Annotated in this window: 19 protein-coding genes; 12 read left to right on the forward strand and 7 right to left on the reverse strand. The window is 73.8% G+C overall.

The window, feature by feature from the left end; translation table 11 throughout:
- Positions 1-2 precede the first annotated feature (2 nt).
- Together ACZ7DY_RS17705 and ACZ7DY_RS17710 are read left to right on the forward strand one after the other, a co-directional pair.
- Positions 3-3,146, forward strand: a complete 3,144-nt coding sequence (locus tag ACZ7DY_RS17705) for an AfsR/SARP family transcriptional regulator (RefSeq protein ID WP_471136088.1) — start codon at positions 3-5, stop codon at positions 3,144-3,146.
- Positions 3,147-3,433: 287 nt separating this feature from the next.
- Positions 3,434-4,096, forward strand: a complete 663-nt coding sequence (locus ACZ7DY_RS17710) for a M15 family metallopeptidase (protein WP_471136091.1) — start codon at positions 3,434-3,436, stop codon at positions 4,094-4,096.
- 43 nt (positions 4,097-4,139) lie between these two features.
- Here the strand turns inward: ACZ7DY_RS17710 and ACZ7DY_RS17715 are convergent, their stop codons facing one another.
- Positions 4,140-4,835 (reverse strand): type 1 glutamine amidotransferase domain-containing protein, encoded by a 696-nt coding sequence (locus ACZ7DY_RS17715; RefSeq protein WP_471136093.1) that lies wholly within the window; start codon positions 4,833-4,835, stop codon positions 4,140-4,142.
- Positions 4,836-5,076: 241 nt separating this feature from the next.
- Between ACZ7DY_RS17715 and ACZ7DY_RS17720 the strand changes: the two genes are divergently transcribed.
- Positions 5,077-5,958: a DNA-binding protein gene (locus ACZ7DY_RS17720; RefSeq protein ID WP_471136096.1), complete on the forward strand. Its 882-nt coding sequence runs from the start codon at positions 5,077-5,079 to the stop codon at positions 5,956-5,958.
- On the opposite strand, the gene ACZ7DY_RS17725 is transcribed toward ACZ7DY_RS17720, so the two are convergent.
- Complete coding sequence (locus ACZ7DY_RS17725) at positions 5,921-6,499, reverse strand: TetR/AcrR family transcriptional regulator (RefSeq protein ID WP_471136098.1); 579 nt, start codon at positions 6,497-6,499, stop codon at positions 5,921-5,923. The genes ACZ7DY_RS17720 and ACZ7DY_RS17725 overlap by 38 nt on opposite strands.
- Positions 6,500-6,733: 234 nt before the next feature.
- Here ACZ7DY_RS17725 and ACZ7DY_RS17730 point away from each other — a divergent pair, with 234 nt between their 5' ends.
- The 8 genes from ACZ7DY_RS17730 to ACZ7DY_RS17765 all read left to right on the forward strand — a co-directional run bounded on the left by ACZ7DY_RS17730 (position 6,734) and on the right by ACZ7DY_RS17765 (position 15,299).
- The gene (locus ACZ7DY_RS17730; RefSeq protein WP_471136100.1) at positions 6,734-7,276 is read left to right on the forward strand and encodes a (2Fe-2S)-binding protein; all 543 of its coding nucleotides are present in this window, start codon (positions 6,734-6,736) and stop codon (positions 7,274-7,276) included.
- Positions 7,273-8,265, forward strand: a complete 993-nt coding sequence (locus ACZ7DY_RS17735; protein ID WP_471136103.1) for an FAD binding domain-containing protein — start codon at positions 7,273-7,275, stop codon at positions 8,263-8,265. Before ACZ7DY_RS17730 ends, ACZ7DY_RS17735 begins: the two co-directional genes overlap by 4 nt.
- Positions 8,262-10,400: a xanthine dehydrogenase family protein molybdopterin-binding subunit gene (locus tag ACZ7DY_RS17740; protein ID WP_471136105.1), complete on the forward strand. Its 2,139-nt coding sequence runs from the start codon at positions 8,262-8,264 to the stop codon at positions 10,398-10,400. Before ACZ7DY_RS17735 ends, ACZ7DY_RS17740 begins: the two co-directional genes overlap by 4 nt.
- A complete protein-coding gene (locus ACZ7DY_RS17745; protein ID WP_471136108.1) occupies positions 10,393-11,568 on the forward strand; it encodes an XdhC family protein in 1,176 nt (391 codons plus the stop codon). Before ACZ7DY_RS17740 ends, ACZ7DY_RS17745 begins: the two co-directional genes overlap by 8 nt.
- Positions 11,569-11,629: 61 nt before the next feature.
- Positions 11,630-12,004 carry a VOC family protein gene (locus ACZ7DY_RS17750; protein WP_471136110.1) on the forward strand — a complete coding sequence of 125 codons (375 nt, stop codon included), beginning with the start codon at positions 11,630-11,632 and terminating at the stop codon, positions 12,002-12,004.
- 124 nt (positions 12,005-12,128) lie between these two features.
- On the forward strand, positions 12,129-13,013 hold the full coding sequence (locus tag ACZ7DY_RS17755) for an MEDS domain-containing protein (RefSeq protein ID WP_471136113.1): 885 nt from the start codon (positions 12,129-12,131) through the stop codon (positions 13,011-13,013).
- The gene (locus ACZ7DY_RS17760) at positions 13,010-13,981 is read left to right on the forward strand and encodes an anti-sigma factor RsbA family regulatory protein (protein WP_471136116.1); all 972 of its coding nucleotides are present in this window, start codon (positions 13,010-13,012) and stop codon (positions 13,979-13,981) included. The genes ACZ7DY_RS17755 and ACZ7DY_RS17760 overlap by 4 nt, the downstream gene beginning before the upstream one ends.
- A gap of 88 nt (positions 13,982-14,069) precedes the next feature.
- A complete protein-coding gene (locus tag ACZ7DY_RS17765) occupies positions 14,070-15,299 on the forward strand; it encodes a carboxylesterase family protein (protein ID WP_471136118.1) in 1,230 nt (409 codons plus the stop codon).
- Here ACZ7DY_RS17765 and ACZ7DY_RS17770 read toward each other — a convergent pair.
- The 3 genes from ACZ7DY_RS17770 to ACZ7DY_RS17780 form a co-directional block, all read right to left on the reverse strand.
- Positions 15,294-16,844, reverse strand: a complete 1,551-nt coding sequence (locus tag ACZ7DY_RS17770; protein WP_471136120.1) for an FAD-dependent oxidoreductase — start codon at positions 16,842-16,844, stop codon at positions 15,294-15,296. The genes ACZ7DY_RS17765 and ACZ7DY_RS17770 overlap by 6 nt on opposite strands.
- A gap of 120 nt (positions 16,845-16,964) precedes the next feature.
- Entirely contained in the window at positions 16,965-19,013 is a 2,049-nt protein-coding gene (locus tag ACZ7DY_RS17775) for a CocE/NonD family hydrolase (protein ID WP_471136122.1), read from the reverse strand.
- A gap of 60 nt (positions 19,014-19,073) precedes the next feature.
- On the reverse strand, positions 19,074-20,387 hold the full coding sequence (locus ACZ7DY_RS17780) for an ATP-grasp domain-containing protein (RefSeq protein ID WP_471136123.1): 1,314 nt from the start codon (positions 20,385-20,387) through the stop codon (positions 19,074-19,076).
- 185 nt (positions 20,388-20,572) lie between these two features.
- Here ACZ7DY_RS17780 and ACZ7DY_RS17785 point away from each other — a divergent pair, with 185 nt between their 5' ends.
- A complete protein-coding gene (locus ACZ7DY_RS17785) occupies positions 20,573-21,517 on the forward strand; it encodes a tellurite resistance/C4-dicarboxylate transporter family protein (protein WP_471136126.1) in 945 nt (314 codons plus the stop codon).
- A gap of 21 nt (positions 21,518-21,538) precedes the next feature.
- Here ACZ7DY_RS17785 and ACZ7DY_RS17790 read toward each other — a convergent pair whose 3' ends face one another.
- The gene (locus ACZ7DY_RS17790; RefSeq protein ID WP_471136128.1) at positions 21,539-22,960 is read right to left on the reverse strand and encodes a VWA domain-containing protein; all 1,422 of its coding nucleotides are present in this window, start codon (positions 22,958-22,960) and stop codon (positions 21,539-21,541) included.
- Positions 22,957-23,826, reverse strand: coding sequence for an AAA family ATPase (locus tag ACZ7DY_RS17795; RefSeq protein ID WP_471136131.1), 870 nt, complete (start codon positions 23,824-23,826; stop codon positions 22,957-22,959). The genes ACZ7DY_RS17790 and ACZ7DY_RS17795 overlap by 4 nt, the downstream gene beginning before the upstream one ends.
- Positions 23,827-23,934: the final 108 nt, after the last annotated feature.

Consider the following 23,934-nt stretch of genomic DNA (forward strand, 5'->3'; position numbering starts at 1 on the left):
GCGTGGACACGGACATGCACTACCGGTTGCTCGGGCCGGTCGAGGCGTGGCGCGCGGGCCGTCGGCTCGCCCTCGGCGGACCGAAACCGCGGGCGTTGCTCGCAGCGCTGCTCCTCCAGCCGGGCCGGGTGGTCTCCACCGAGACCCTGATCGACGCCATCTGGTGCGACGATCCGCCGGAGACGGCGCGATCCCTGATCCAGTCGTACGTCTCCGCACTGCGCCGCGTGCTGTCGGCGGACGTCATCGAGACGCGGCCACCCGGCTACCTGATCCACGCCGACGCGGACCGGATCGACCGCGCGGTGTTCGACCGGCTCACCGCGGAGGGGCGGCAGGCGGCGGTCGTCGGTGATCACGTCACGGCGGCCCGGCTGCTCGGCGAGGCACTCGCGCTGTGGCGGGGTCCGGCCCTCGGCGGCATCGGGGAGGCCCTGCGGGCCTCCGCCGACCAGCTGGAGGAGACCCGGCAGGCGGTCCTCGAGGAGCGGATCGCCGCCGACCTCGTACGGCCGGGCCGCGAGACGGAGCTGGTCGGCGAGTTGACCGCGCTGGTCGCCACCCACCCCACCCGCGAGCGGCTGCGCTGCCAACTCATGCTCGCCCTCTACCGGTTGGGCCGCCAGGCCGACGCGCTCGCCGTGTACGCCGAGGGGCGCGACGTGCTCGCCGCGGAACTGGGACTCGATCCGGGGCCCGGACTCCGCTCGACGCACGAGGCGATCCTGCGGGCGGACGACTCGCTGCTCCCCGCCCCGGAGAAGAGGCGGCCCGGCGCGCCCGCCCCCATCCCGGCGCGGCACACCCAGCAGCCGGACGCCTCGACCGCACCGGACGACGGCGCCCCCGCCGCCGCGGAGGACATGATCCCCTCCGCCCCCGTCCCCGCGCTCCTGCCGCCGGCCATCGGCGACTTCACCGGCCGCGCGGCACAACTGCGCGAGGTGGCGGCCGCGTTGACCCCGCCCGGCGCCCGCCAGGCCATGCCCGTCGTCGTCATCACCGGACCCGGCGGCATCGGCAAGTCGGTCCTCGGCGTCACGGCCGCGCACCGGGCCGCCGCCGTGTACCCCGACGGCCAGCTCTACGCCGAACTGCGGGGCGCCACCGACCCCGTGGCGCCCGGCGAGGTGCTCGGCCGGCTGCTGCGCGCCCTGGGCGCCGAACCTCCGGACGGGGACGCCGAGCGCAGGGACCTCTTCCGCAGCCTCGTCGCGGGACGCCGCGTCCTGCTCGTCCTCGACGACGCGGGCAGCGAGGCCCAGGTGCGGCCACTGCTCCCGGGCAGCGCCACCTGCGGGGTGCTGATCACCGCCCGCGCCCGCCTCGGCGCCCTGCCCTGCACCCACCGCACCGGGCTCGACGTGTTCGAGACGGAACAGGGGACCGAGCTGCTCGCCCGGATCGCGGGCGCACGGCGCGTGCGCGACGACCCCGGGGCCGCCCGGCGCATCGTCGAGCTCTGCGGCGGACTCCCGCTGGCCCTGCGCATCGCCGGCGCCCGCCTCGCCACCCGCAGCCACTGGTCGGCGCGCACGCTCGCCGACCGGCTCGCCGACGAGCGCCACCGCCTGGACGAGCTCTCCGTCGGCGACCTGGAGGTGAGGGCGGGCCTCGGCCTGAGCTACCGCGCCCTCGGCACCCGGGCCCGCACGGCCCTGCGCCGCATCGGCCTGCTCGCCGCGCCCGACGTCGCGTCCTGGGTGGTCGCCGCGCTGCTCGACGTGCCGGAGCCCGAAGCGGAACGTGTCGTGGAGCAGCTCATCGACGCCCAACTGCTGCACTGCACCCTCGTGGACCGCGCGGGCCAGCCCCGCTACCGGCCCCACGATCTCGTACGGGTGTACGCGGCCGAACGCGCGGAGGCCGAAGACACTCCCGCCGAACGCGCCGCCGCCGTCGGCCGGGCCCTCGGCGCCGGGCTCTGGCTCACCGGCCGTGTCGCCTCCGCCATCCCGTCCGGCGCGGTCGAACTGCACCGCGGCCACCTCGACTCCGGCGGCGACAACGCCACGGCCCCCGGCGCTCCGCGCCGCCTGGTGCGGCCGGTCGGCCCCGCCGTCACCCGGCGCGCACTGGCCGACCCCGCGGCCTGGTTCGAGGCGGAGGCCGACGCGTTCGCCGCCGCCGTGGAGCGGGCCGCGGCCCTGGACCTGCACACCCTGGCCTGCCAGGCCGCGGCCGCCCTGTGCTCCTCCGCGTACGCCGTAGGCAACCGTTTCGAGGCCTGGTGGCGCAGCCACGACGCCGCCCTGGCCGCCGCCCGGCGCGCCGAGGACCGCTGCGGCGAGGCCCTGCTGCTCATCGGGCTCGGCCAACTCCGCTACGAACAGGACCGGTTCGACGAGTCGCAGGAATACTTCCGGCAGGCGGCCGAACTCTGCGCCGACCTCGGTGACGTGCGTGGCAGGGCCGCCGCCCTGGCCGGACTCGGCAGCGCCCTGCGCGAGGCGGGACGCCTGCGGGCCGCGCTGGACGTGCTGACCCGGGCCGTCGAAGGCTTCCGTGAGCTCGGCGACGACCCGGGGCTCGGCCTCTCCTGCCGGTTCGCGGGCACCGTGCACCTCGAACTCGGCGACCACGAGGCGGCGTTCACCCTGCTCGACACCTCGTTGCGGGCCTACCGCAGACTCGGCAGCCGTCGCGGAGAGGCGCTCACGCTGCGCTCCCTGAGCCTCGTGCACCGTTCGCTCGGCGCCTATGCCGAGGCGGAGCGGCTCGCCGACCGGTCCGTGACGCTCCTCGCCGCCCTCGGGGACCGCCTGATGTCGGCGTACGCGGTGCAGGCGCGCGCCAAGTGCCGGATGCGGCTCGGCAGAGCGGCCGAGGCGGCGGCCGAACTCAGGGAGGTCCTGGCCACCTGCCGCGCGCACCGCGACCGCTTCGGCGAGGCGCTCGCCCTGCGCACGCTCGGCGAGTGTGAGCTCGCCGCCGGGCGCGTCGCCGCCGCCGAAGGGCTGCTCGCCGCGGCGGCCGACCTCTGGGCCGTCCTTGACCTGCCGCTGGCCCGCGCCCGCACCCTGCGCGATCTCGCCTCGGCCAAGGAGGCGGCGGGCGAAGGGGCGGTGGCACACGCGCTGCGGACGGAGGCGCGGGCGGTCTTCACGGCGTACGAGGCACGCGAACGGAACGAGCCGGACACCTGAACCGGGCGCGTCGGCAGCCCACTTGGCGCCGATTTGCAGAGAAATTGCAGCGCGGTCCGTCAGGCTCGACATGTCGGCGGCGCAGCGGCCGACAGCGGCGGTGGAACTGACGGGGGAGAGGCCACTGTCGCTCTCGCGGCCCATACGACCGGAACGTCGGCCGTATGGGCCGTGCGTCGCGTGGCGTCACCGCACGGGCCGGGGGACACCGGGGGCGGGCGGCGGCCCGTCCCCGGTGCCGTGCCCGCCCCTCCTGCCACGAGGACCTCCGTCTCGAAGGGCCGAGCATGCCGCCGATCATCCTCATGAGCGACCCCCGCGTCCTCGACATCCCGGTCCACGAGTGCGGCGAGGACCTCGTCGACCTGCGGAACCTGCCCTTCGTCGACGTCGACGACCGTCTCGCCGACCCGGCCGGCGCCTACGCACAGCTGCGCGAGGGTGTCGCCTGGCGGCTCGCCCGCGCCGCCCGGCTGCTGCCCGACGGGCTGCGCCTGCTGATCACCGAGGGCTACCGCCCCGTAAACCTGCAGATCAAGTACTTCGACGAGTACGCCGCCGAACTCGGACGGGCCCATCCCGACTGGTCTTCGGAGCATCTCCGCCGCCAGACGAGCCGCTCGCTCTCCCCGCCCGAGGTGGCCCCGCACGTCGCGGGCGCCGCCGTCGACATCACCCTGTGCACGACGGGCGGCGCCGAACTCGACCTCGGTACACCGGTGAACGCCGGGCCCGAGGAGAGCGACGGCGCCTGCTACACCGCGGCCGACAGCATCTCGGACACGGCCCGCCGCAACCGTCGCACGCTCACGGCGGCCCTCGCCACGGCGGGGCTCGTCAACTACCCCACGGAGTGGTGGCACTGGTCCTATGGCGACCGCTACTGGGCGCTCGCGACGAGCAGCCCCCGCGCCCATTACGGCGCGGTGGAGTTCCACGCCCGGCCGTGAACCGGCGCGCCGGGGCCGTCACTTCGCGGGGGTCGCGGCCGGGTCAGGGCAGCTTCTTCAGCAGCTCCTCGGCGAGCGGGGCGGACGACGCGGGGTTCTGGCCGGTGACCAGATTGCGGTCGACGACCACGTGGGGCGCCCAGGGCTCGCCCTCCCGGAAGTCGGCGCCACCCTGCTCCAGACGGTCCTGCAGCAGCCACTTGGCGCGGTCGGCCAGCCCCGCCTGACGCTCCTCCGCATTGGTGAAACCGGTCAGGCGGTATCCCGCGAAGGACGGGCTGCCGTCGGCGGAGACCGCCGCCAGGAGCGCGGCCGGGGCATGGCAGACGATGCCGAGCGGCTTGCCCGTCTCCAGCGCGCGGGTCAGCAGCCTGCCGGAGTCGGCGTCGACGGCGAGGTCCTCCATCGGGCCGTGCCCACCGGGATAGAACACGGCGTCGTAATCGTCGAGGTCCACCTCCGCCAGCTCGACCGGCCCCTGGAGCTCGGTGAACGCGGCGAGCGCGGCCTCGACCCGCTCCGCGCCCTCCTTGCCGCCGTTGGCCTCGGGGGCGAGGGAGCCGCGGTCGACCGTGGGGACGACGCCGCCCGGGGTCGCGACGACGACCTCGTGGCCCGCGGCCTTGAACACCTCGTACGGGGCGACGGCCTCCTCGGCCCAGAAGCCGGTCGGATGCGGTGTGCCGTCGGCCAGCGTCCAGTGGTCGGCGCCGGTGACTACGAAAAGGATCTTCGACATACGGTGTTCTCCGGGGTGACGGGGCCAAGGGGCCGGGAACGGATGGACGCGCGCCGGCGTTCTGACCGACCGGGCGGTTCCGGTGTCCTGTCGGCAGATCGTCGCGGCGACGTCCTTCGACGGTAGACCGAAGGGACAGAACCGACCAAAGGGGCGGGCGAGTGGAGGGGGCGGACATCCGATGACGGCCATGTGGGGACCTGACGGGTCCCGACCCTGCGTACCCCGCGTCGTCGGCACCATGCGTCGGCTGCTGGAGCTCGACGCCCGGCACGGGGCGAGGACCGCCGTGGCCGAACTCCCGGCGGCCGTGTGGCGCGTCCCGGAACTGCGCGCCGAGCCCACCGGCCCGCGCGGCGCGGACCGGGAACTGCTGGCCGCGCTCACCGAGTTGTGGGAGGTCATCGGCTGGATCCTGTTCGACGCCGGGCACCACGGCCGGGCCCACCGTGCCAACACGCGGGCGCTCGCCCTCGCCGACCTGTGCGGCGACCGCTGGACGGCCCGCCTCACCCTCCTCAACCACAGCATGCTGCAGGCCCACACCGGACACGCCCGCGCCGCGTGGGAGAGCGCCTCGCGCGTGCCTGGCCCGCGCCCGCTCCCGGCCAGGGTCGCCACCCTCGTCCTGATCCGGCAGGCCCACGCGCTCGCCATGCTGGGCGCGGACCGCGCTCCCGTACGCCTGCTCGGCCGGGCCCGCAGCCACTTCCTCGACGGCGTGGCCGCGAACGACCCGCCCTGGGCCTGGTGGATCGACGAGACCGAACTCGTCGGGCACGAGGGCTGGGTCCTGGCCCGCCTGCACCGCTGGGACCGCGCGATTCCGCTCCTCCACCGGGCCGCGTCGGCCCCCGGCGGCCCCGCCTACCGCGACCTGTTCACGGCACAGCTCTTCTCGGCGTACGCGGGAGCCGGCGCCTGGCGCGACGCCGAAGACCTCGTCAGAGGGGTCGCGCCGCGTGCCGCGCGCATGGGATCGGCGCGTGCGACGCAGTCGCTGGGCGCCACCGCGACCCTGCTGCGCCGCCGCACGGACGCGCCGCCGGGGGTCCGCGACGCGGCGGTCCACCTCCTGGAGGCGCTCAGCGTCCGGGAGCGCCCGCCCGCAGACCGTCCATGACCAGGTCCATCAGACGTCCGGCCCGGCCCTCCCAGTCGCTGTGCGGATCGATCTGCCAGAGACCGGCGATGGCGAGCAGGAAGTCGTCGGGCGTCACCCCGGGCCGGATGGTGCCGGCCTCCTCGTTGGCCCTCAGCAGGAGCCCGATGGCCTCGGTGAGGGGGCCGTGGCCGACACCGGCCAGGCTGCCGAGCGTGCTGGTGGCCTTGCGTATCGCGTCGGCCAGCCCCGCCTTGGCCATGCCGAACCGGACGAGGTGGTCCATCCACTCCCGCAGGGCCCGGTCCGGATCACGGCAGCAGAGCAACTGGCGGGCGGCGTCGCAGACGTGCGTCACCTCGTGGCGGTACACCTCGAGAACGAGCGACTCGCGGTTGGGGAAATTGCGGTAGAAGGTCCCCTGGCCGACGCCCGCCTTCTTGGCGATGGCGCTGAGCGGCACGTCGCTCGAGCGCGTCAGCTCCGCCAGGGCGACCTCGAGGATCCGCTCGCGGTTGCGCTGCGCGTCCGAGCGCAAGGGGGAGTTGTGGTGCTGCCCCATTCGCTCTCCTCCCGCGCACGGCGGCTTGGTCGAGCCTTGCTGAGCGGACAACTGTCCGCTAAGTTCGACGGCTAGTGGACATCTGTCCGCTTAGCCACACCATAGCGGCACACGCCGCCGCTGTGGACCCCCACTGCCACAGTGGTGGGGGCCTCTCCCCTGTACAGCGCCATCTCGTCCCGCATTCACGCCGGGACCGCCTCGTTCGACGCGATTCGCGAAAGAAGGCTGCTCATGGCTCCATCGACGTCCAGTGCCGTCACCCTGAACATCAACGGTGAGAAGCACACACTGTCCGTCGACCACCGCACCACCCTGCTCGACGCGCTGCGCGAGCGACTGGATCTGACCGGCACCAAGAAGGGCTGCGACCAAGGCCAGTGCGGGGCCTGCACGGTCCTGATCGACGGCCGTCGCGCCGTCTCCTGCCTGCAGCTGGCGGTCGCCGCCGAGGGGCGCGAGATCACCACCATCGAGGGTGTCGCGGACGGTGACCGGCTGCACCCCGTGCAGCAGGCCTTCCTCGACCTCGACGGTTTCCAGTGCGGTTACTGCACGCCGGGTCAGATCTGTTCCGCCCTCGGTGCCCTCAAGGAGCACGCGGACGGCTGGCCGAGCGCCGCCACCACTGACGTGCGGCCCGAGGCGGGCGTGCCCGAGCTCACCGCCGACGAGATCCGCGAGCGGATGAGCGGCAACCTGTGCCGCTGCGGCGCGTACGTGTCGATCGTGCAGGCCGTCGCGGAGGCGGCACGCGCCGAGGAGGAAGCGGTATGAGGGACTTCGGCTACCAGCGGGTGCACGACGTACAGGGCGCGGTCGCCGTGCTCGGCGCCGACCCAGAGGCCCGCTACCTCGGTGGCGGAACCAACCTCGTCGACCTGATGAAGACGGGCGTCGAGCGGCCCGCGCTCCTCGTCGACGTCCGCGAACTGCCCCTGGACCGCATCGAGTCCACCGACGACGGCGGCCTGCGCGTCGGGGCGACCGTCACCAACAGCGACCTCGCCGCCCACCCCGACGTGCGCCGCCGCTACCCCGCCCTGACCCAGGCCGTCCTCGCCGGCGCCTCCGGCCAGCTGCGGAACATGGCGACGGTCGGCGGCAACCTCCTGCAGCGCACCCGCTGCGCCTACTTCACCGACCTGGCCAAGCCCTGCAACAAGCGCGAACCGGGCAGCGGCTGCTCCGCCGTCGAGGGCGAGCACCACAACAGCGCGATCCTCGGCGCCACCGACCACTGCGTGGCCGTCCACCCCTCCGACATGGGCGTGGCCCTCACCGCCTTCGACGCCGTCGTCCACTACGAATCGGCCGACGGGCCCGGCGAGTTGCCGATCACCGACCTCTACCTGCCCGTGGGCGACACCCCGCACCTGGAGACCGCGCTGCCGGCCGGCGCCCTCATCACCTCAGTCACCCTGCCGCCCGCGCCGGTGGCCGCCGTCTCCCGCTACCGCAAGGTGCGCGAGCGCGCCTCCTACGCGTTCGCCATCGGCTCGATCGCCGCGGCCCTCGACGTGCGCGACGGAGTCGTGCAGGACGTGCGCATCGGCATCGGAGCGGTCGCGTCCCGGCCGTGGCGGGCCCGCGCCGCGGAGCAGGCGCTGATCGGCGGCCCGGCGAGCGCCGAGGCGTACGCCGCCGCGGCCGACGCCGAACTGGCCGCCGCCCGCCCCCTGCCCCACAACGGCTACAAGGTGACGCTCATCCGCAACCTCGTCGTGGCCGTGCTCACCGAACTCACCGAGGAGGCCGCCCGATGACCACGACCACGGTAAACAGCGCGGTGACGGGCGCCGTCGGCACCGCGCACACCCGTATCGAGGGCCGCGACAAGGTGACCGGCGCCGCCCGCTACGCCGGGGAGATCCCCTTCGAGAACCTCGCGCACGGCTGGCTCGTGCTGTCCACGATCGCCCGCGGCCGGGTCCGCTCGGTCGACTCCGCGCCGGTCCTTGAGATGCCCGGCGTGCTCTCCGTGCTCCACCACGGGAACGCGCCCCGGGTCGACGGCGACTACGTGGGCATGCTGGGCAAACCCGACCCCGTCGTCGAGGTCTTCCAGCACGACCGGGTGCCCTTCGTGGGCTGGCCGGTCGCCCTGGTCGTCGCCCAGACGTCCGAGCAGGCGAGGGAGGCCGCGGAGGCCCTGGTCGTCCACTACGACCAGGAGCCGCACGACGTCGCCTTCTCCGCGGGCCGCGAGGGCACGTACACGCCGGACACCGACGGGATGCGCACGGAGAAGGGCGACCTGGACGCCGAACTCGCCGCCTCCGCCCACGTGGTGGACGCCGAGTACACCACGCCCGAAGAGCACCACAGCTCGATGGAGCCGCACGCCGCCACGGCCCGCTGGGACGGCGGCCGCCTGGAGCTCGTCGACTCCAACCAGGGCAGCGCCTGGGTCGCGGACGAGCTGGCCAAGCTCTTCTCCCTCGACCCGGCGTCGGTGCGCGTCGTCTCCGAGCACGTCGGCGGCGCCTTCGGCTCGAAGGGGCTGCGGGTACACCAGGTGCTCGCCGCGATGGCGGCCACCGCACTCGACCGGCCCGTCCGCGTCGTCCTGACCCGCCGTCAGATGTTCTCGCTCATCGGCTACCGCAGCCCCACCGCACAGCGCGTGCGGCTCGGCGCCGACCCCGACGGGCGGCTCCGCGCCTTCGACCACCAGGGACACAGCCTGTCCTCGACGGTCCACGAGTTCGTCGAGTCCTCCGCGGGCTTCGCGCGCCCGCTGTACGAGGCGCGGGCGCACCACACCGTCAACCGCGTCGTACGCCTCGACCTGCCGACGCCCACCTGGGTACGGGCCCCCGGTGAGGCACCCGGCTCCTTCGCCGTGGAGTCCGCGCTCGACGAACTCGCCGAGAAGTGCGGCATGGACCCCATCGCTCTGCGGGTCCGCAACGAACCGGCCGTCGGCCCCGTCTCCGGCCTGCCGTTCAGCAGCCGGAACCTCCTGGCGTGCTACGAGGAAGGGGCCCGCAGGTTCGGCTGGGCGGACCGCGACCCGCGGCCCGGCCTGCGCCGCGAAGGACGCTGGCTGCTCGGCACCGGCACCGCCGCGGCCACCTTCCCCGTGCTCGTCGCGCCGAGCACCGCGGCGGTGACGGCCGAGGCCGACGGCACCTTCACGGTGCGCATCACCGCGGCCGACGTCGGCACCGGCGCCCGGACGGCGCTCACCCTGATCGCCGCGGACGCCCTCGAAGTGCCGACGGACCGCGTGCGGGTGCGGATCGCCGACAGCGACTTCGGTTTCGCGATGATCGCGGGCGGCTCCATGGGCACCCGGTCCTGGGGCTGGGCGGTCAACCTCGCCGCGCGTGAGCTGCGGGAGAAGCTCGTCCCCGGCGGCGAGATCCCGGCGGAGGGCATCACCGCGCGCTCGGACACCAGCGAGGCGATCGGCGCGCTCTCGCAGAAGGAACGGCACTCCTTCGGCGCGCAGTTCGCCGAGGTCGCCGTCGACGTCACCAGCGGCGAGGTGCGCGTACGGCGCATGCTCGGCATCTTCGCGGCGGGCCGGATCGTCAACCCCCTGACCGCCCGCAGCCAGTTGATCGGCGGCATGACCTGGGGTCTGTCCATGGCGCTGCACGAGGAGGCCGTACGGGACCTCTCGTCCGGCGCGCTGGTGGGCCCCGACCTCGCCGGCTACCACGTCGCCACCCACGCCGACGTGCCGGACATCGAGGCGGACTGGGTGGACGACCCGGACGCGGACGACCCGGTCGGCATCAAGGGCATCGGCGAGATCGGCATCGTCGGCGCGGCGGCGGCCATCGCCAACGCGGTCTGGCACGCCACGGGCGTCCGCCACCGCAGCCTGCCCCTGCGTCCCGACCGCATCCTGCGGGCGGGGGCCGCGGCCGAGGACGTAACCCGTGCTTGACATCGCCGACGACCTCGACCGGTGGATCGGGGAGGGCCGCGACTTCGCCGTCGCCACGGTGGTGAGCGTCGGCGGCAGCGCCCCGCGCGGTCCCGGCGCCGCCCTGGCCGTCGACGGTGAGGGCACCGTCATCGGTTCGGTCTCCGGCGGCTGTGTGGAGGGAGCGGTGTACGACCTGTGCGTCCGGTCCCTCCAGGAGGGCGAGGCCGCCGTCGAGCGGTTCGGCTACAGCGACGAGGACGCGTTCGCCGTGGGGCTGACCTGCGGCGGGATCATCGAGGTCCTCGTCACCCCGGTGGCCGCGGACGCGCCGGACAGGGCGGTGTTCGCCGCCGCCCTGTCCGCCGCCGCGCGCGGCGAGGCCGCCGCCCTGGCCCGGGTGTTCAGGGGCCCTGCCGAACTGCTCGGCAGGCCCCTCCTGGTGACCCTCGCCGACCGGGGCGAGGAGCGCCGGGACGGCACCCACGAAGGAACACTGGGCGGCCACCCGGAGCTGGACCGCACCGCCGTGGGGGAGAGCCGCGCCCTGCTGGCGGCCGGCCGCACCGGGGAGTTCGTCGTCTCGGAGAGCGGGGCGCACTGCGGGAGCGAGGTGACGGTCCTCGTCGAGTCGAGCCTCCCACCGCCCCGCATGATCGTCTTCGGCGCCATCGACTTCGCCGCGGCCCTGGTCCGCACCGGCAAGTTCCTCGGCTACCACGTGACCGTCTGCGACGCCCGGCCCGTCTTCGCCACCCGGGCCCGCTTCCCGGAGGCCGACGACGTCGTGGTCGAGTGGCCGCACCGCTACCTCGCGGAGACCGCGACGGACGGCCGCACCGTGCTGTGCGTCCTCACCCACGACGCCAAGTTCGACGTGCCGCTCCTCTCGGCGGCGCTGCGGCTGCCCGTCGCGTTCGTCGGCGCGATGGGCTCGCGCCGCACCCACGAGGACCGCAACCGCCGCCTGCGCGAGGAGGGCGTCACCGAGTCCGAACTGGCCAGGCTGCGCTCGCCGATCGGCCTCGACCTCGGCGCCCGCACCCCCGAGGAGACCGCGCTCTCCATCGCGGCGGAGATCATCGCCGCCCGCCAGGGCGGCACGGGCCGTCCGCTCACCGGAGCGCGAACGCCGATCCACCACGACACGCCGGGCACCGCACCGTCCCGCCCCAGGGTGGTGGCCTGACCCGGTCGCACGCCACTTCCGCTCCGGCACTTCCGGCAGCGGCGGTCTGAGAGGATCAGCCATGGAGATCAACGCACTCATCATCGACGCCAACGACCCCGAGCGCCTCGCCGCCTTCTGGTCCGAACTGCTCGGCAGGCCCGTCGTCGGCCGTACGGGACCGTACGTCTGGCTGCGGCGCGAAGGCGGTCTCGGCATGGGGTTCCAGCGGAGCGACGCCCCCAAGTCGGGCAAGAACCGCATGCACTTCGACCTCGCCTCGCCCGACCCGGCCGCCGAACAGGAGCGGGTGGAGGCGCTCGGCGGACGCAGGCTCCAGGGGTACGACGACGGCGGGTTCCTGGTGATGGCCGACCCCGAGGGCAACGAGTTCTGCATCATCCCGGGCGGGCCCTTCGAGCTGGACGACGAGGGCCGTACGGACTACCTCGGCTGAGGGCGCACGGTGTCACGCAGGTGAGGGACTCCGTTCCGGAGGGCACCCGGGATGCGTACTGTGTAGTCGTCCAGCCACAACGGGTAGCGGTGCGGCGGACGTTGCGCGGAGGGGGTGCGTAAAGATGGACGCGGCTCCTGCCCTGCGGGCCGTGGGGCAGATGCGGATCGGGGATCATCTTTTCCTCGGGCACCGCACGGACGAGGAACGCGAGGCGGTGCTCGCCGCGTTCCTCCTGGACGGCCTGGCCTGCGGCCAGCGCGGTCTGCTCCTGACCTCGGTCGACGCGGCACCGTCCGTACTCTTCCGGTTCCTGGCGCGCCAGGGGTGTGATGTGTCTGGCGCGCTCACCGAGGGCCGCCTGCGGGCCGGCCCCCCGCTGAGCGCTGCCGGGGGACCGCTGGGCCTGGACGGACTGGTGCGCCGCGAGGTCGCCTCCGCCGTGGACGACGGCCTGCTGGGGCTGCGGGTCGCCCTGGAACCGACACCGGAGTGGGGCACCGACGGCCTGCTCACGGCGGAGCGGCTGCTGCACCCCGTCTTCGCGACGCTGCCCGTGCTCGGCCTGTGCCAGTACGACCGCCGCCTCTTCGACCCGGGCGAACTCGCCGTGCTCGACGGCCTGCACCACGGCGGCGTCGTCGCCGACCACGTGTGGCAGGACGAACTGCTCCGCATCACAAGGACGTTCACCCCGCCCGGCCTCGCCCTCTGCGGCGAGATCGACGACAGCAACGTCACCGCGGTGGCCCGCGCCCTGCACGCCGAGACCGAACGCGCCCGCGAGCGGTCCGAGGACCCGCACCGCGCCCGGCTCGACCTGCGCGACCTCACCTTCATCGACGTGTGCGCGCTGCGCCTGTTCGTCTTCACGGGCCTCGGCCTCTACGCGATGGGCGGCGGCCTGGTCCTCGACGGCGTCGCCCCGCACGTGCGCCGGGTCATGCGCGTCACCGGCTGGGACCGCATCCCCGGCCTTGACCTGGGAAAGGGACACGAGGAGACATGACGCGCACCGGCTTCGTGCACCAAGCGCTGTGCTACGCCTCGGACGACGAGTTCCTGGCCGGCACGGTCGGCTTCGTCCGGGACGGCCTGACCGCGGGGGACGCCGTCCTCGCCGTCGCCGCCGCCGGCAACATCGCGCTGCTGCGGGACGCCCTGGGCGGCGCCGCCCGCCAGGTCGACTTCGTCGACGCCCTGGACTGGTACCACTTCCCGGCCCGCACCCTGGGCCGGTACAACGACTACTGCACCGAGCACGAGGACGGCGGCGCGCGGCGCGTCCGCGTCATCGGCGAACCGGTCTGGACGGGCCGCACGGCCATCGAGACCCGGGAGTGGATGCGGTACGAGTCGCTGATCAACGTGGCCTTCGCCGACTCGGACCACTGGATCGTCTGCCCGTACGACGCGCGCGTCCTGCCCGACGACGTGGTGGCGGCCGCCTGGCACACCCACCCGGAGGTGACGGGCGGCGCCGACGTGCCGGACGACGGCGGCCGGTACGTCGGCCCCGCCGAGTTCTACGCCCGGTGCGACGACCTCGCGCGCACCTCTCCGGCCCTGGCCGAGCCGACCGGGCCGGCCCGCCGGCTCTCCTTCGTCCGGGGCGAATCGGTGGCCGTCCGGATAGCCGTCGCCGAGTACGCCCGGCGCTGCCTGCTCACCGAGGACCGTGCCCGCGACGTGGTCGCCGCCGTGCACGAGGCCGTGGTCAACGCCGTCCGGTTCGGCGGCGGCCGCGGTGTGCTGCGCCTGTGGTGCGACGCCGACTGGGCGGTCTGCGAGGTCGCCGACGCCGGGAGCGGGAGACCCGACGACCCGGCCGGGGACGCCGTCTTCCCCGGGCACATCCCGCCCGACCCGGCTGCGGCGAAGGGCCACGGCATGTGGGTCGTACGACAGTTGAGCGACCTGGTCGCCGAACGGATCGACGGCGACGGAGCGGTGGTGCGGATGTACTTCCGGCGATGAGCGGCCCGGGCCCCGGGGCTGGCGCGCGGCCCGCCCGGTGACGGAGACTGCGCCGGGCAGTTGTATCCGCCACGGAAGGTGGTCCACCATGACCGACTCCACGACGCCCGGGACGGAAGTCATCCGCACCGGACCGATCCGCTACGCCACCGCGGAACGCTTCGCACCGCCGCGCCCCGTCCCCGCACACGACCCCCGCCCGGCCACCGGCCAGATCCCACCGCAACTGCCCTCCCGGCTCGACGCGGTGATGGGCCCGCCCAAGGACACCCACCCCCAGGGCGAGGACTGCCTCAACCTGTCGGTCACCACCCCGGCCAGGGACTCCGCGGCCCGCCCCGTCCTCGTCTGGCTGCACGGCGGCGGCTTCAGCAGCGGCGCGGGCCTCCTGGACTGGTACGACGGCGGCACCCTCGCGGCCGAGGGCGACGTGGTCGTCGTCGCCGTCAACTACCGCCTGGGGGCATTCGGTTACCTCTGCCTCGACGGCGTGAGCGAAGGCAACCTCGGTCTCCGCGACCAGCTGGAGGCGTTGCGCTGGGTGCGCACGCACATCGCCCAATACGGCGGGGACCCCACCAATGTCACCGTGATGGGGCAGTCCGCCGGCGGCATCTCCGTCCGCCTCCTGATGCGACTGCCCGAGGCCCGGGGCCTCTTCCGCCGGGCGATCCTGCAGAGCGCCCCGATCGAGATCACCGCGCGCCCCCACAAGGAGTCCCTCGACCTCGGACAGGTCTTCGCCGAGGCCCTCGCCGGGGACCCGCGCACGGCACCCGTCCCCGCGATCCTGGCGGCGCAGCGCGAGACGGCGCTGACACATCTGAGCAGGACGGACCGGGTGATGGAACCCGCGTTCATGCCGGTGGACGGCATCGCCCCGCTCCCGGAGACCGGCGCCGCGCCCGACGAGAACGTACGGGGCCTCGATGTCCTCTACGGCTGGAACGCCGACGACATGTCGGCGTTCGGCACGACGGACGACGACCCGGCGGCGCGCACCCGGGAGGTATACGAGGAGCCCCTGTCCCGCTTCGGCCGACGGCTCGCCCGCGCCGGAGCCCGCGTCCACGCGTACCGCCTGGACTGGCGCCCCGCCGGATCGCCCTTCGGCGCCACCCACTGCCTCGAACTGCCCCTGCTCCTCGGCACCCGCGACGCCTGGCGGTCGTCCCCGATGCTGGGCGACACCCCTTGGGAGGAGACCGACCGGATCGGCAGGGGCCTGCGCGCCGCCTGGATCAACTTCGCCCGCACGGGTGAGCCGGGCGACCTTCCGGCACCCCTGGCCACGGTCCCGGTGCCCGGCCCCTCATGAGCCCGGCAGCTCCCGCGGCGCCAGCGGATCGGTCGCCGGCCCCTGGAGGACCGAGCCGTCCGTGGCGAAGCGCGAACCGTGGCAGGGGCACTCCCACGTCGTCTCGGCCTCGTTGAAGGCGACCAGGCAGCCCAGGTGGGTGCAGCGGGCGGAGACCGCGTGGAGCGCGCCGGACGCGTCCCGGTGGACGGCGCAGCGACGCCCGTCGACGCGGACCACCGCCCCGGACCCGGCCGGGATCTCTTCCACGGAGTCGACGTGGCTGGTGCGCAGCCGGTCGCCGATGAAGTGTTTGGCCACCTCAGCCTGTTGGCCGAGCAGGGCCGGCGCGTGGCGCACCGTGCTCCACAGGCGGCGCGGGTCGTACAGCTCCGACCACGGTGACTTCTGACCGTCGATCAGCCGGGCGAGCAGCTGCCCGGCCATGACGCCGCCGCTCATGCCCCAGCCGCCGAATCCGGTGGCCACATAGGTGTGCCGGGCGCCGGGGTGGAAGGGGCCGACCATCGGCACGCCGTCGGTGACGTCGTTGTCCTGGGCCGCCCACCGGTAGGCGGTCGCCCCGACGTCGAACCGCTCCCGCATCCACGTGTCGAGGGCGGTGAAACCGGCGGCCGCGTCACCGGTGCCCGGCGTGAAGCTGTCACCCGTGATGATGAGGAGACGCCCGCCGTCGCCGCCGTACGGCGCCGTGCGCACCGAGCGCTTGCCCTCCTCCTGCGTGATGTACATGCCCCCCGGGTCCGCTCCGGCGGCCAGCGGCGCGGCGACGACGAGTTCGCGCCGCGGGGAGAGCCGGGCGAACAGCAGGGCGCGGTCGAAGACCGGGTAGTGGGTGGCGACGACGACCGACCCCGCGGTGACCGTCCGCCCGGACTCGGTGGTCACCTTGCACGGGGAGCCCTCACGCAGCCCGGTCACCCGGCTCCGCTCGAAGATCACCCCGCCCCGCGCGATCAGATCCGCGGCGAGCGCGAGCAGATAGGCGCGGGGATGGAACTGCGCCTGGTCCGCCACCCGCACCGCGCCCGCCACGGCGAACGGCAGCCCGGTCTCCTCCGTGTACTCGGCCGGGAGACCCGCCTCCCGGGCCGCGGCCGCCTCCTCCCGCAGCTCGTCGGTGTCCGCGGCCCGGGTGGTGTACGTGTAGGCCGGTGCCCGCTCCAGATCGCAGTCGATGCCGAGCTCGGCGGTGAGAGCCGCCACGTGCTCCACCGCCTGCTGCTGGGACTCCGCGTACAGCCGGGCGCCCTCCGGCCCGCGGGTGCGGCGCAGCCGCGCGTACACCAGGGAGTGCAGGGCGCTCACCTTCGCGGTGGTGTAACCGGTGACCCCCGCGGCGATCCGGTCGGCCTCCAGGACGGCGACCGACCGGCCGCCGCGGGCCACCTCCCACGCCGTGCTGAGCCCCGCGACGCCGCCGCCCACCACGACGACGTCCACCTCGATGTCGTCGGCCAGCGGCGGGTACGACGTCGCCGCGCTGGTCTCCATCCAGTACGACTCCGGGCGGCCCGGCAGCGCGCCGGGCGTCTTTGTGGTCATGTGCGGTCCTTGACGGTGGACATGGCGGCCTCCGAAGTCTCGGTATCCGGTGGGGGCGAGTCTCCCCCGGCCCGCGCGGCAAACCCGCTCGCCGCGCCGCCGGCCGGGGGAGCGGGCGGGTCAGAGCCAGTCGCGCGGCAGGGTCTCGTTCCAGGTGCGGGAGAAGACCCGGCGCTCGCCCTCGTACCCGTCCAGGGTCGCGTCGACGAAGAAGTTGTCCTCGTCGCACTTGAGCACCGTGCGGGTCCGCACGCTCACGTCCCAGTCGCCGCGGGCGAACCGCATCGTCCAGTCCGTTTCGCCGCCCACCGAGGTGAAGTCGTCCCCGGTCGCGGTGTACCGCTCGTAGGCGCGGCAGGCCGTGTCGAGCCCGATCTCCTCGTACCGCACGGTGCCGCGGTCCTTGACGATCTCCAGCGCCCAGTCGTAGCCGATGAGATCCCGCTTGACCTCCCACCGCTGGTCCGGCGGGGTGAGCCGGGTAGTGGCGAGCGGCCGGGTTCCCTCGGGCTCCCCGAAGGGACGCTGGGGCACCTCGTCCGGCGCGGCCGTCGGGCGCACCGGCAGGCGCAGCGCGCTCGTCCCCTCGTACACGCTGAGCAGCACGGGCCGCGGCGGGGGCCAGGCCAGCGGCCAGTACGAGGTGGACAGGGAGAGCCGGATGCGGTGGCCGGGCGGGAACGACTGGGCGACGCCGTTGAGCTGCAGGGTCGCCCGGTAGCGGCGGCCCGGTTCGAGGGGCTCGGGCTCGCCCGTGCCGTCCCTGCGCGTCAGGTTGAGCACGCCGTAGGTGACCCGTGTGGCGCTCCCGTCGGGTGCGACGTCGGAGAGGCGGGCGGCGACGGTGGCCACCGGCTCGTTGACCGACAGGTCGAGCTCCACGGAGGGCGAGCCGAGGATCTCCACGGTCTCGGTCAGCTCGGGGGAGTCGAAGACGAGCGAACCGCCGTCCTCCTCGCGCTGGTCGTAGGGCAGGTCCGGCGGCGCGTTGTACGACGCCCACTTCCCGGCGAATTGCCCCACGGACAGCGGCGACTGCACGGTCATGGCGTCGCCGCCGCCCGTGCCGTCCGCGGCGTCGCCCGCCGCCTGCGCGTCCATGACGATGCGGTGCCGCATCAGCGGATGGCTCACCTGCTCGATGTGCGGTGAGGGCCAGTCCGGTTCGCCGACCCAGCGGCCCGGGCGCTCCTCGTACGAGGTGGAGGGCGGCACGCTCTCCTGCATCCAGGCCCGCAGCATCGGGCCCTCCATCACGCCGTTCTCCTCGCCCTTGAGCCAGTGGTCCCACCAGCGCACGACTTCCTGGAGGTAGCCGATGGCGGGGCCGGGCTCGCCCAGGTGCGGGTACTTGTGCGACCAGGGGCCGATGAGGCCCTTGCGGGGCACGTCGAGGTGGGCGAGGAGCCGGGTGACGGCGTTGGAGTAGCCGTCCGCCCAGCCGCTGGAGGCGAGGACGGGACAGCGCACGTCCTCGTAGTTCTCGCAGACCGACGCGTGCCGCCAGTATTCGTCACGGCGCTGGTGGCGCAGCCACTCCAGGACCCACGGCTTGGCGTGGTCGAGCCGCTCGTGCCACATGTCGCGCCAGCGGTCACCGACCACCGCCGGGTCCGGGGGACAGGTGGCGTAGGCGAACATGGTGCCCGCCTCGGCGAGATTGTCCGACAGCATGGCGCCGCCCATGTAGTGCATGTCGTCGGCGTACCGGTCGTCGGTGAACGAGGAGATGACGATCGCGCGCAGGCTCGGCGGGCGCCGGGCCGCCACCTGAAGGGCGGCGAAGGCGCCCCAGGAGATGCCCATCATGCCGGTGCGGCCGTCGCACCAGGGCTGCTCCGCCAGCCAGGCCAGCACCTCCTCGGCGTCGGCCTGCTCCTGCTCCAGGTACTCGTCCGTGAGCAGCCCCTCGGACTCGCCGGTCCCGCGCAGGTCGACCCGTACGCACGCGTACCCGTGCCCCGCGATGTAGGGGTGGTGCATCGAGTCGCGCTCAGAGCTGAGATCGCGCTTGCGGTACGGGATGTACTCCAGGACGGCCGGCACCGGGTCGTCGTCCGAGGACGTGGGACGCCAGATGCGGGCCGACAGCCGGATACCGTCGGACATGGGGATGACGACGTGTTCTTCTTCTTTCGTCGCGTACGGGAGATGGTCCACGTAACGCATGGAGCTGTGCCGTCCTCTCGGTCGCTTTCCCGCCGGGCAGGCGGGGGTTCCGTCCGTCGGTCAGTCGTTGGTGACGTCGCGTCCGCCGGGCTCGGTCCCGTCGAAGTCGAGACCGAGCGCCGCCACGCAGCGGTCGTACTTGCGGCGCAGGTCCTCTTCGCTGTCGCCGCCGGTGCTGATGTGGGCCAGCTCGAAGCTGTAGCTGTCCTGGTGGGTGGCGTCGGAGAGCTTCCGGCCCTCCTCGACACCGACCTCCACCCGTACCCCGGGGATCTCCTTCTCGATCCGGTCGATCTCCTCGCGCGAGGGCACGCTGTGCGCCACCCCGTCGGCGAACCACCGGTAGTACCACTTCGCGGACGCCTCGTACGGCCCCTCGCGGTAGGGGAGCGCGGGGTCCTCGTCGAAGGCGAGGCTGACCATGCAGTGGTGGTTGGGGACGCCGTCGACGTAGGCGAAGAGCTCGGCGTGCGCCTGGGAGTGCCGGGGGTTGATCTCCAGCAGGTTGATGGCGTCGGAGCTCGGGTCGTAGAAGTACTCGATGCTGAACGTCGCCGCGTCCATGCCGATCTGCCGTATCACCCGCTTCGACACGTCGCGCAGCCGCTGCTGGACGGGCTCCGGCAGGGCCGAGGGGTACTGGTGGCGCAGGAAGCAGGACGAGTCGGGGTAGTTGATGGAGTCGAGGATGCCGTAGACGACGACCTCGCCCCGGTACACGTAACCCTCCACGGCGACCTGGACGCCCGAGAGCGCCTCCTCCGCGAGGCACACCTCACCGCCGACGCCCTCCATCTCGGGCGGCAGCTCCACCTGCTGGAGTATGTACTCGAAGGGGCGGCCGACCCGGCTGATCCCCTCCTTGATGCGGGCGCAGGCCTCGCGGAACTCCACCTCGTCCTTGACGCCGTAGGCCAGCTCGGAGGAGTACGACAGGGCGGGCTTGAGCCACATCGGGAAGCGCACGCCCTCCGGCGGCCGCGGGTCGTCCGTGTCGAGGTCGACGCGGCCGAAGCGCGGATGCTCGTCGATGACCTTCTGCTGCTCCAGCCGGCTCCAGTACTTGTGCTCGCACTTGACGATCGATTCCAGGCTGGTGTGGTGCGTGCCGTAGCGCTCGCCGAGGATCGCCACGAGGGTGCTGACGGGGAAGTCCCAGTAGCCGACGATCGCGTCGATCGTGCCGTCGAAGGCGTCGAGGATGCCCTGCGCCTTCTCCAGGAGCTCCGGCACGGAGACCTCGCCGCCCTGGAGCTCCTCCACGGTGAGCAGGGGGTGGAAGCGGTACTCCGCCGCGCGCGGGATGTCGCCCAGGGCGGGCAGATTGGCGTCGTCCAGACCGATCACGAAGACGTTCTTGGGATGTGCAGCCACAATGCTCCTTACAGCTCGTCGTCGCGGCCGTGTACCCGTAGCTCGGAAAGGCACACGTCAGCGGGGTGCGAGGAGGATCCGGCGCACCGCCTCGGGCTCCGTGGCGCACCGACCGGCATGTCCCGACCGGCGTGTCCGTGCCGGGTCGCCGATGCTGGGGCCATGACCCGGGCCCCGGTACGTCGATGACGCGCGAAGCACGCCTCGCCGCCTGGTGGGCGGGGCTGCCGCCCGCGGCCGGTTCCGCGGTGATGGCGACCGGGATCATCTCCGTCGGGCTGCACCTCATCGGAGACGAGACGCTCTCCCGCGCGGCGCTGGCCCTCGCGGTCGTCGCCTGGCTCGCCCTCGCCGCCGACTTCGCGCTGCGGCTGGTGAGCCGGCGGACCCGCTGGAGGTCCGAGGCGGACACCCCGCCCGCGCTCACCGCGGTCGCCGCCACCTGTGTGCTCGGCACCCGCCTGACCCTCCTCGGCCAGGCGCGCCTCGCCCTGGCCCTCCTGGTTGTCGCGGCCGTCCTCTGGCTGGTGCTGCTGCCTTCGGTCGTACGGCACTGGGGGCACCGCATGCCGGGCGCCGTCTTCCTCGTCTGCGTCGCCACGCAGGGGATCGCGGTCCTCTCCGCGGGACTCGCACCCGTCCTGCCGGCACGCCCGCTCACCGGCGTCGCGCTCGCCTTCTTCTGCCTGGGCCTGGTGCTGTACGCGGCGGCCCTCGGCCGGTTCGACCTCTGTGAGGTCCGTGCGGGCGCGGGTGACCAGTGGGTGGCGGGCGGCGCCCTGGCGATCTCGGCGCTCGCCGGGGCGAAGCTCCTCGCCGCCGCGCATCCGACGGGGGCGCGGTACGACGTGCTCCGCACGGTGACCTTGGTCGTGCTCGCGCTGGACCTCGCCTGGTACCTCGTCCTGCTCGCCGCCGAGGTGCGCCGGCCGCGACTCCGCTACGACGTGCGGCGCTGGGCCACCGTCTTCCCGATGGGGATGACCGCGGTCGCCGTCCTGTCGGTGGGCGCCGCGGCCGACGTGCCGTGGCTCCAGGGGCCCGGCCGGGTGCTCTTGTGGATCGCGGTGGCGGTCTGGCTCTGCGTGTGCGCGGGCATGATCGGCTCGGTGGCGGGCCGGGTCAGGTGACGGCGGCGGCCGGGTGCGGTCTCAGACCGGCAGCAGCCGCGCGATCAGCCCGCTGAGCTGGCGCGCGTTGCGGCATTCGTGCATCTCGACCAGTTCGGCATACGCGTACGCCGCCGAGTCCCCCGTCGACCACTGCGACCGCTGCTCGGGGTTGAGCCAGTACACCTGGCGGGCCCGCCCGGCGATCTGCCGGAGCGCGGGCAGGTTCGGATCGCTCATGTTGGTCCGCGCGTCACCGAGGACGAAGACGGTGGAACGCGGGCCGACCGCGTCGAGATACCGCTCCGCGAACTCGCCGAGCGACGTGCCGTAATCGCTGCTGCCGTGCCAGCCGGTGACCGTGGCCTCGCCGAGGATCCGCCCGCCGAGGCCGGCCGGGTCCGCGCCACCGGGAGCGAGCAGCCCCGTCACCTCGTCGACACGGTTGACGAAGGCGAACACCCGCACCTTGCTGAACTGATCGTGCAACGCCTGGACGAGAAGCATCGTGAAGTTCGCGAAGCCCGCCACCGAACCGGACACGTCGCAGAGCAGCACCAGCTCGGGACGGGCGGGACGGCGACGGCGCATCATGGGCCGCATCGGCACGCCACCGGTCGACAGCGAGCCGCGCAGGGTGCGGCGCAGATCGATGCTGCCGCGCGCGGCCCGGCGCCGGCGGGCGGCGAGCCGGGTCGCCAGCTTGCGGGCCAACGGGTGCACGGCTCTGCGCAGTTCGTCGAGATGGGCGCGGCCCGCGATAAGGAAGTCGACGCGGTCGGCGGTGGTCGCCACGGCCCGCCGGGCGATCTCCTCCGTGCCACGCCGCTCGGCGACCCGGCGGCGCGCCTCGGTGCGGACGAGTTCACGGAACTCCTCGATGCGGCGCCGTATCTCGTCGGGCTCCAGGCGGTCCGTGAACGCGGCCTCGCCGGTGCCCTGCCCGGTCGCGCCGGCGCGGAGCGCGGCCAGGACCCGGGCGAGCAGCGTCTCCGGGCGCAGCCGGCTCAGGGTCTGGTACGACGACCAGCCGTCCGAGCCGGCCGACGAGGAGCCGTAGCCACCGAAGCCGTCCACCGCCTCGCCCGCCAACCGGCCGAGCAGCGCCCGGTCGTCCGCGGCGAGCGCCGCCACGAGGCGTTCGCGCAGCGCGTCCCGGTCCGCTTCGCCCGCCTCCGCGCCGGTACGGTCGTCGCCACCAGGACCGCCGACGCCCAGCGGGAAGTACAGGTCGAAGACGGGGTCGAACACGGCGCGCTGGCTCTCCTGGTGGAGCAGCGCGGCGGCAAGTCCTTCCCTGACCCGCTGCCGGTCGGTGAGACCGAGCACCTCCAGGGCGGCCGCGGCGTCGGCGGTCTCGCCGGGGCCGATGCGCAGCCCGTGCGAGCGGAGCGTTGCGACCAGCCCGGTGAGCCGGCCGGTCAGCCCGTCCCCGCGGGTCCCGGGCCCGGAGGGCGCCGTCACACGGCGTCCAGGTCGAGCTTGGCGGCGGCCTTCAGCACGTCGTCCTGGTGCTTGAGGACGACTCCGAGACTGTCGCGCACCACGGCCTCGTCCAGTGTGCCGGCGCCGAGCGCGAGCAGCGTACGGGCCCAGTCGATGGTCTCCGCGACCGACGGCACCTTGCGCAGGTCCATCGCGCGCAGCGCGCCCACCACTCGTACCACCGACGCGGCGAGCGCCTCGTCGAGACCCGGCACCTTCATCCGGACGATGCGGCGCTCCAACTCCTCGTCGGGGAAGCCGATGTGGAGGAAGAGGCAGCGGCGGCGCAGCGCCTCGGAGAGCTCACGGCTCGCGTTGGAGGTGAGGACGACGAACGGGCGGCGCTCCGCGGTGATGGTGCCCAGTTCCGGCACAGTGATCTGGAAGTCGCCGAGGACTTCGAGGAGGAGGCCCTCGACCTCCACGTCGGCCTTGTCCGTCTCGTCGATCAGCAGCACCTTCGGATCGTCGCCGCGGATCGCGGTGAGCAGCGGCCGTGAGAGCAGGAACTCCTCGCCGAAGATGTCGGTCCGCGTCTCGTCCCACGACTCGGCGCGGCCCGCGGTGATGCGCAGCAGCTGCTTGGCGTGGTTCCACTCGTACAGCGCGCGCGACTCGTCGACGCCCTCGTAACACTGCAGCCGTACGAGCCGGGCCCCCGCGACCTCCGCGACGGCCTTCGCGAGCTCCGTCTTGCCGACGCCCGCGGGGCCCTCCACAAGGAGGGGCTTGCCGAGCCGGTCCGCCAGGAAGACCGTGGTGGCGACGGCGGGCGAGGCCAGGTAGCCGGTCGCGGCCAGCCGGGCCGTGACGTCGTCGACGGAGGTGAAGTACCCGGTCGTCATGGGGAGTTCTCCTGGTGGCTCGGCTCGACCGGTGGCGTGCCCGTGCCCCGGCACTCGTACCTGATCAGCTGCCGGTGCTCAGCCACAACAACCGGGCGCCGTTTGCGT

Source organism: Streptomyces sp. NPDC037013, assembly GCF_055607265.1.

What these genes read in the sequence shown, in the direction of transcription:
- ACZ7DY_RS17710 (WP_471136091.1), top strand. Translation starts at nt 3,434, where the DNA reads ATGCCGCCGATCATCCTCATGAGCGACCCCCGCGTCCTCGACATCCCG.
- ACZ7DY_RS17715 (WP_471136093.1), bottom strand. Translation starts at nt 4,835, where the DNA reads ATGTCGAAGATCCTTTTCGTAGTCACCGGCGCCGACCACTGGACGCTG.
- ACZ7DY_RS17720 (WP_471136096.1), top strand. Translation starts at nt 5,077, where the DNA reads ATGCGTCGGCTGCTGGAGCTCGACGCCCGGCACGGGGCGAGGACCGCC.
- ACZ7DY_RS17725 (WP_471136098.1), bottom strand. Translation starts at nt 6,499, where the DNA reads ATGGGGCAGCACCACAACTCCCCCTTGCGCTCGGACGCGCAGCGCAAC.
- ACZ7DY_RS17730 (WP_471136100.1), top strand. Translation starts at nt 6,734, where the DNA reads ATGGCTCCATCGACGTCCAGTGCCGTCACCCTGAACATCAACGGTGAG.
- ACZ7DY_RS17735 (WP_471136103.1), top strand. Translation starts at nt 7,273, where the DNA reads ATGAGGGACTTCGGCTACCAGCGGGTGCACGACGTACAGGGCGCGGTC.
- ACZ7DY_RS17740 (WP_471136105.1), top strand. Translation starts at nt 8,262, where the DNA reads ATGACCACGACCACGGTAAACAGCGCGGTGACGGGCGCCGTCGGCACC.
- ACZ7DY_RS17750 (WP_471136110.1), top strand. Translation starts at nt 11,630, where the DNA reads ATGGAGATCAACGCACTCATCATCGACGCCAACGACCCCGAGCGCCTC.
- ACZ7DY_RS17755 (WP_471136113.1), top strand. Translation starts at nt 12,129, where the DNA reads ATGGACGCGGCTCCTGCCCTGCGGGCCGTGGGGCAGATGCGGATCGGG.
- ACZ7DY_RS17760 (WP_471136116.1), top strand. Translation starts at nt 13,010, where the DNA reads ATGACGCGCACCGGCTTCGTGCACCAAGCGCTGTGCTACGCCTCGGAC.
- ACZ7DY_RS17765 (WP_471136118.1), top strand. Translation starts at nt 14,070, where the DNA reads ATGACCGACTCCACGACGCCCGGGACGGAAGTCATCCGCACCGGACCG.
- ACZ7DY_RS17770 (WP_471136120.1), bottom strand. Translation starts at nt 16,844, where the DNA reads ATGACCACAAAGACGCCCGGCGCGCTGCCGGGCCGCCCGGAGTCGTAC.
- ACZ7DY_RS17775 (WP_471136122.1), bottom strand. Translation starts at nt 19,013, where the DNA reads ATGCGTTACGTGGACCATCTCCCGTACGCGACGAAAGAAGAAGAACAC.
- ACZ7DY_RS17785 (WP_471136126.1), top strand. Translation starts at nt 20,573, where the DNA reads ATGACGCGCGAAGCACGCCTCGCCGCCTGGTGGGCGGGGCTGCCGCCC.
- ACZ7DY_RS17795 (WP_471136131.1), bottom strand. Translation starts at nt 23,826, where the DNA reads ATGACGACCGGGTACTTCACCTCCGTCGACGACGTCACGGCCCGGCTG.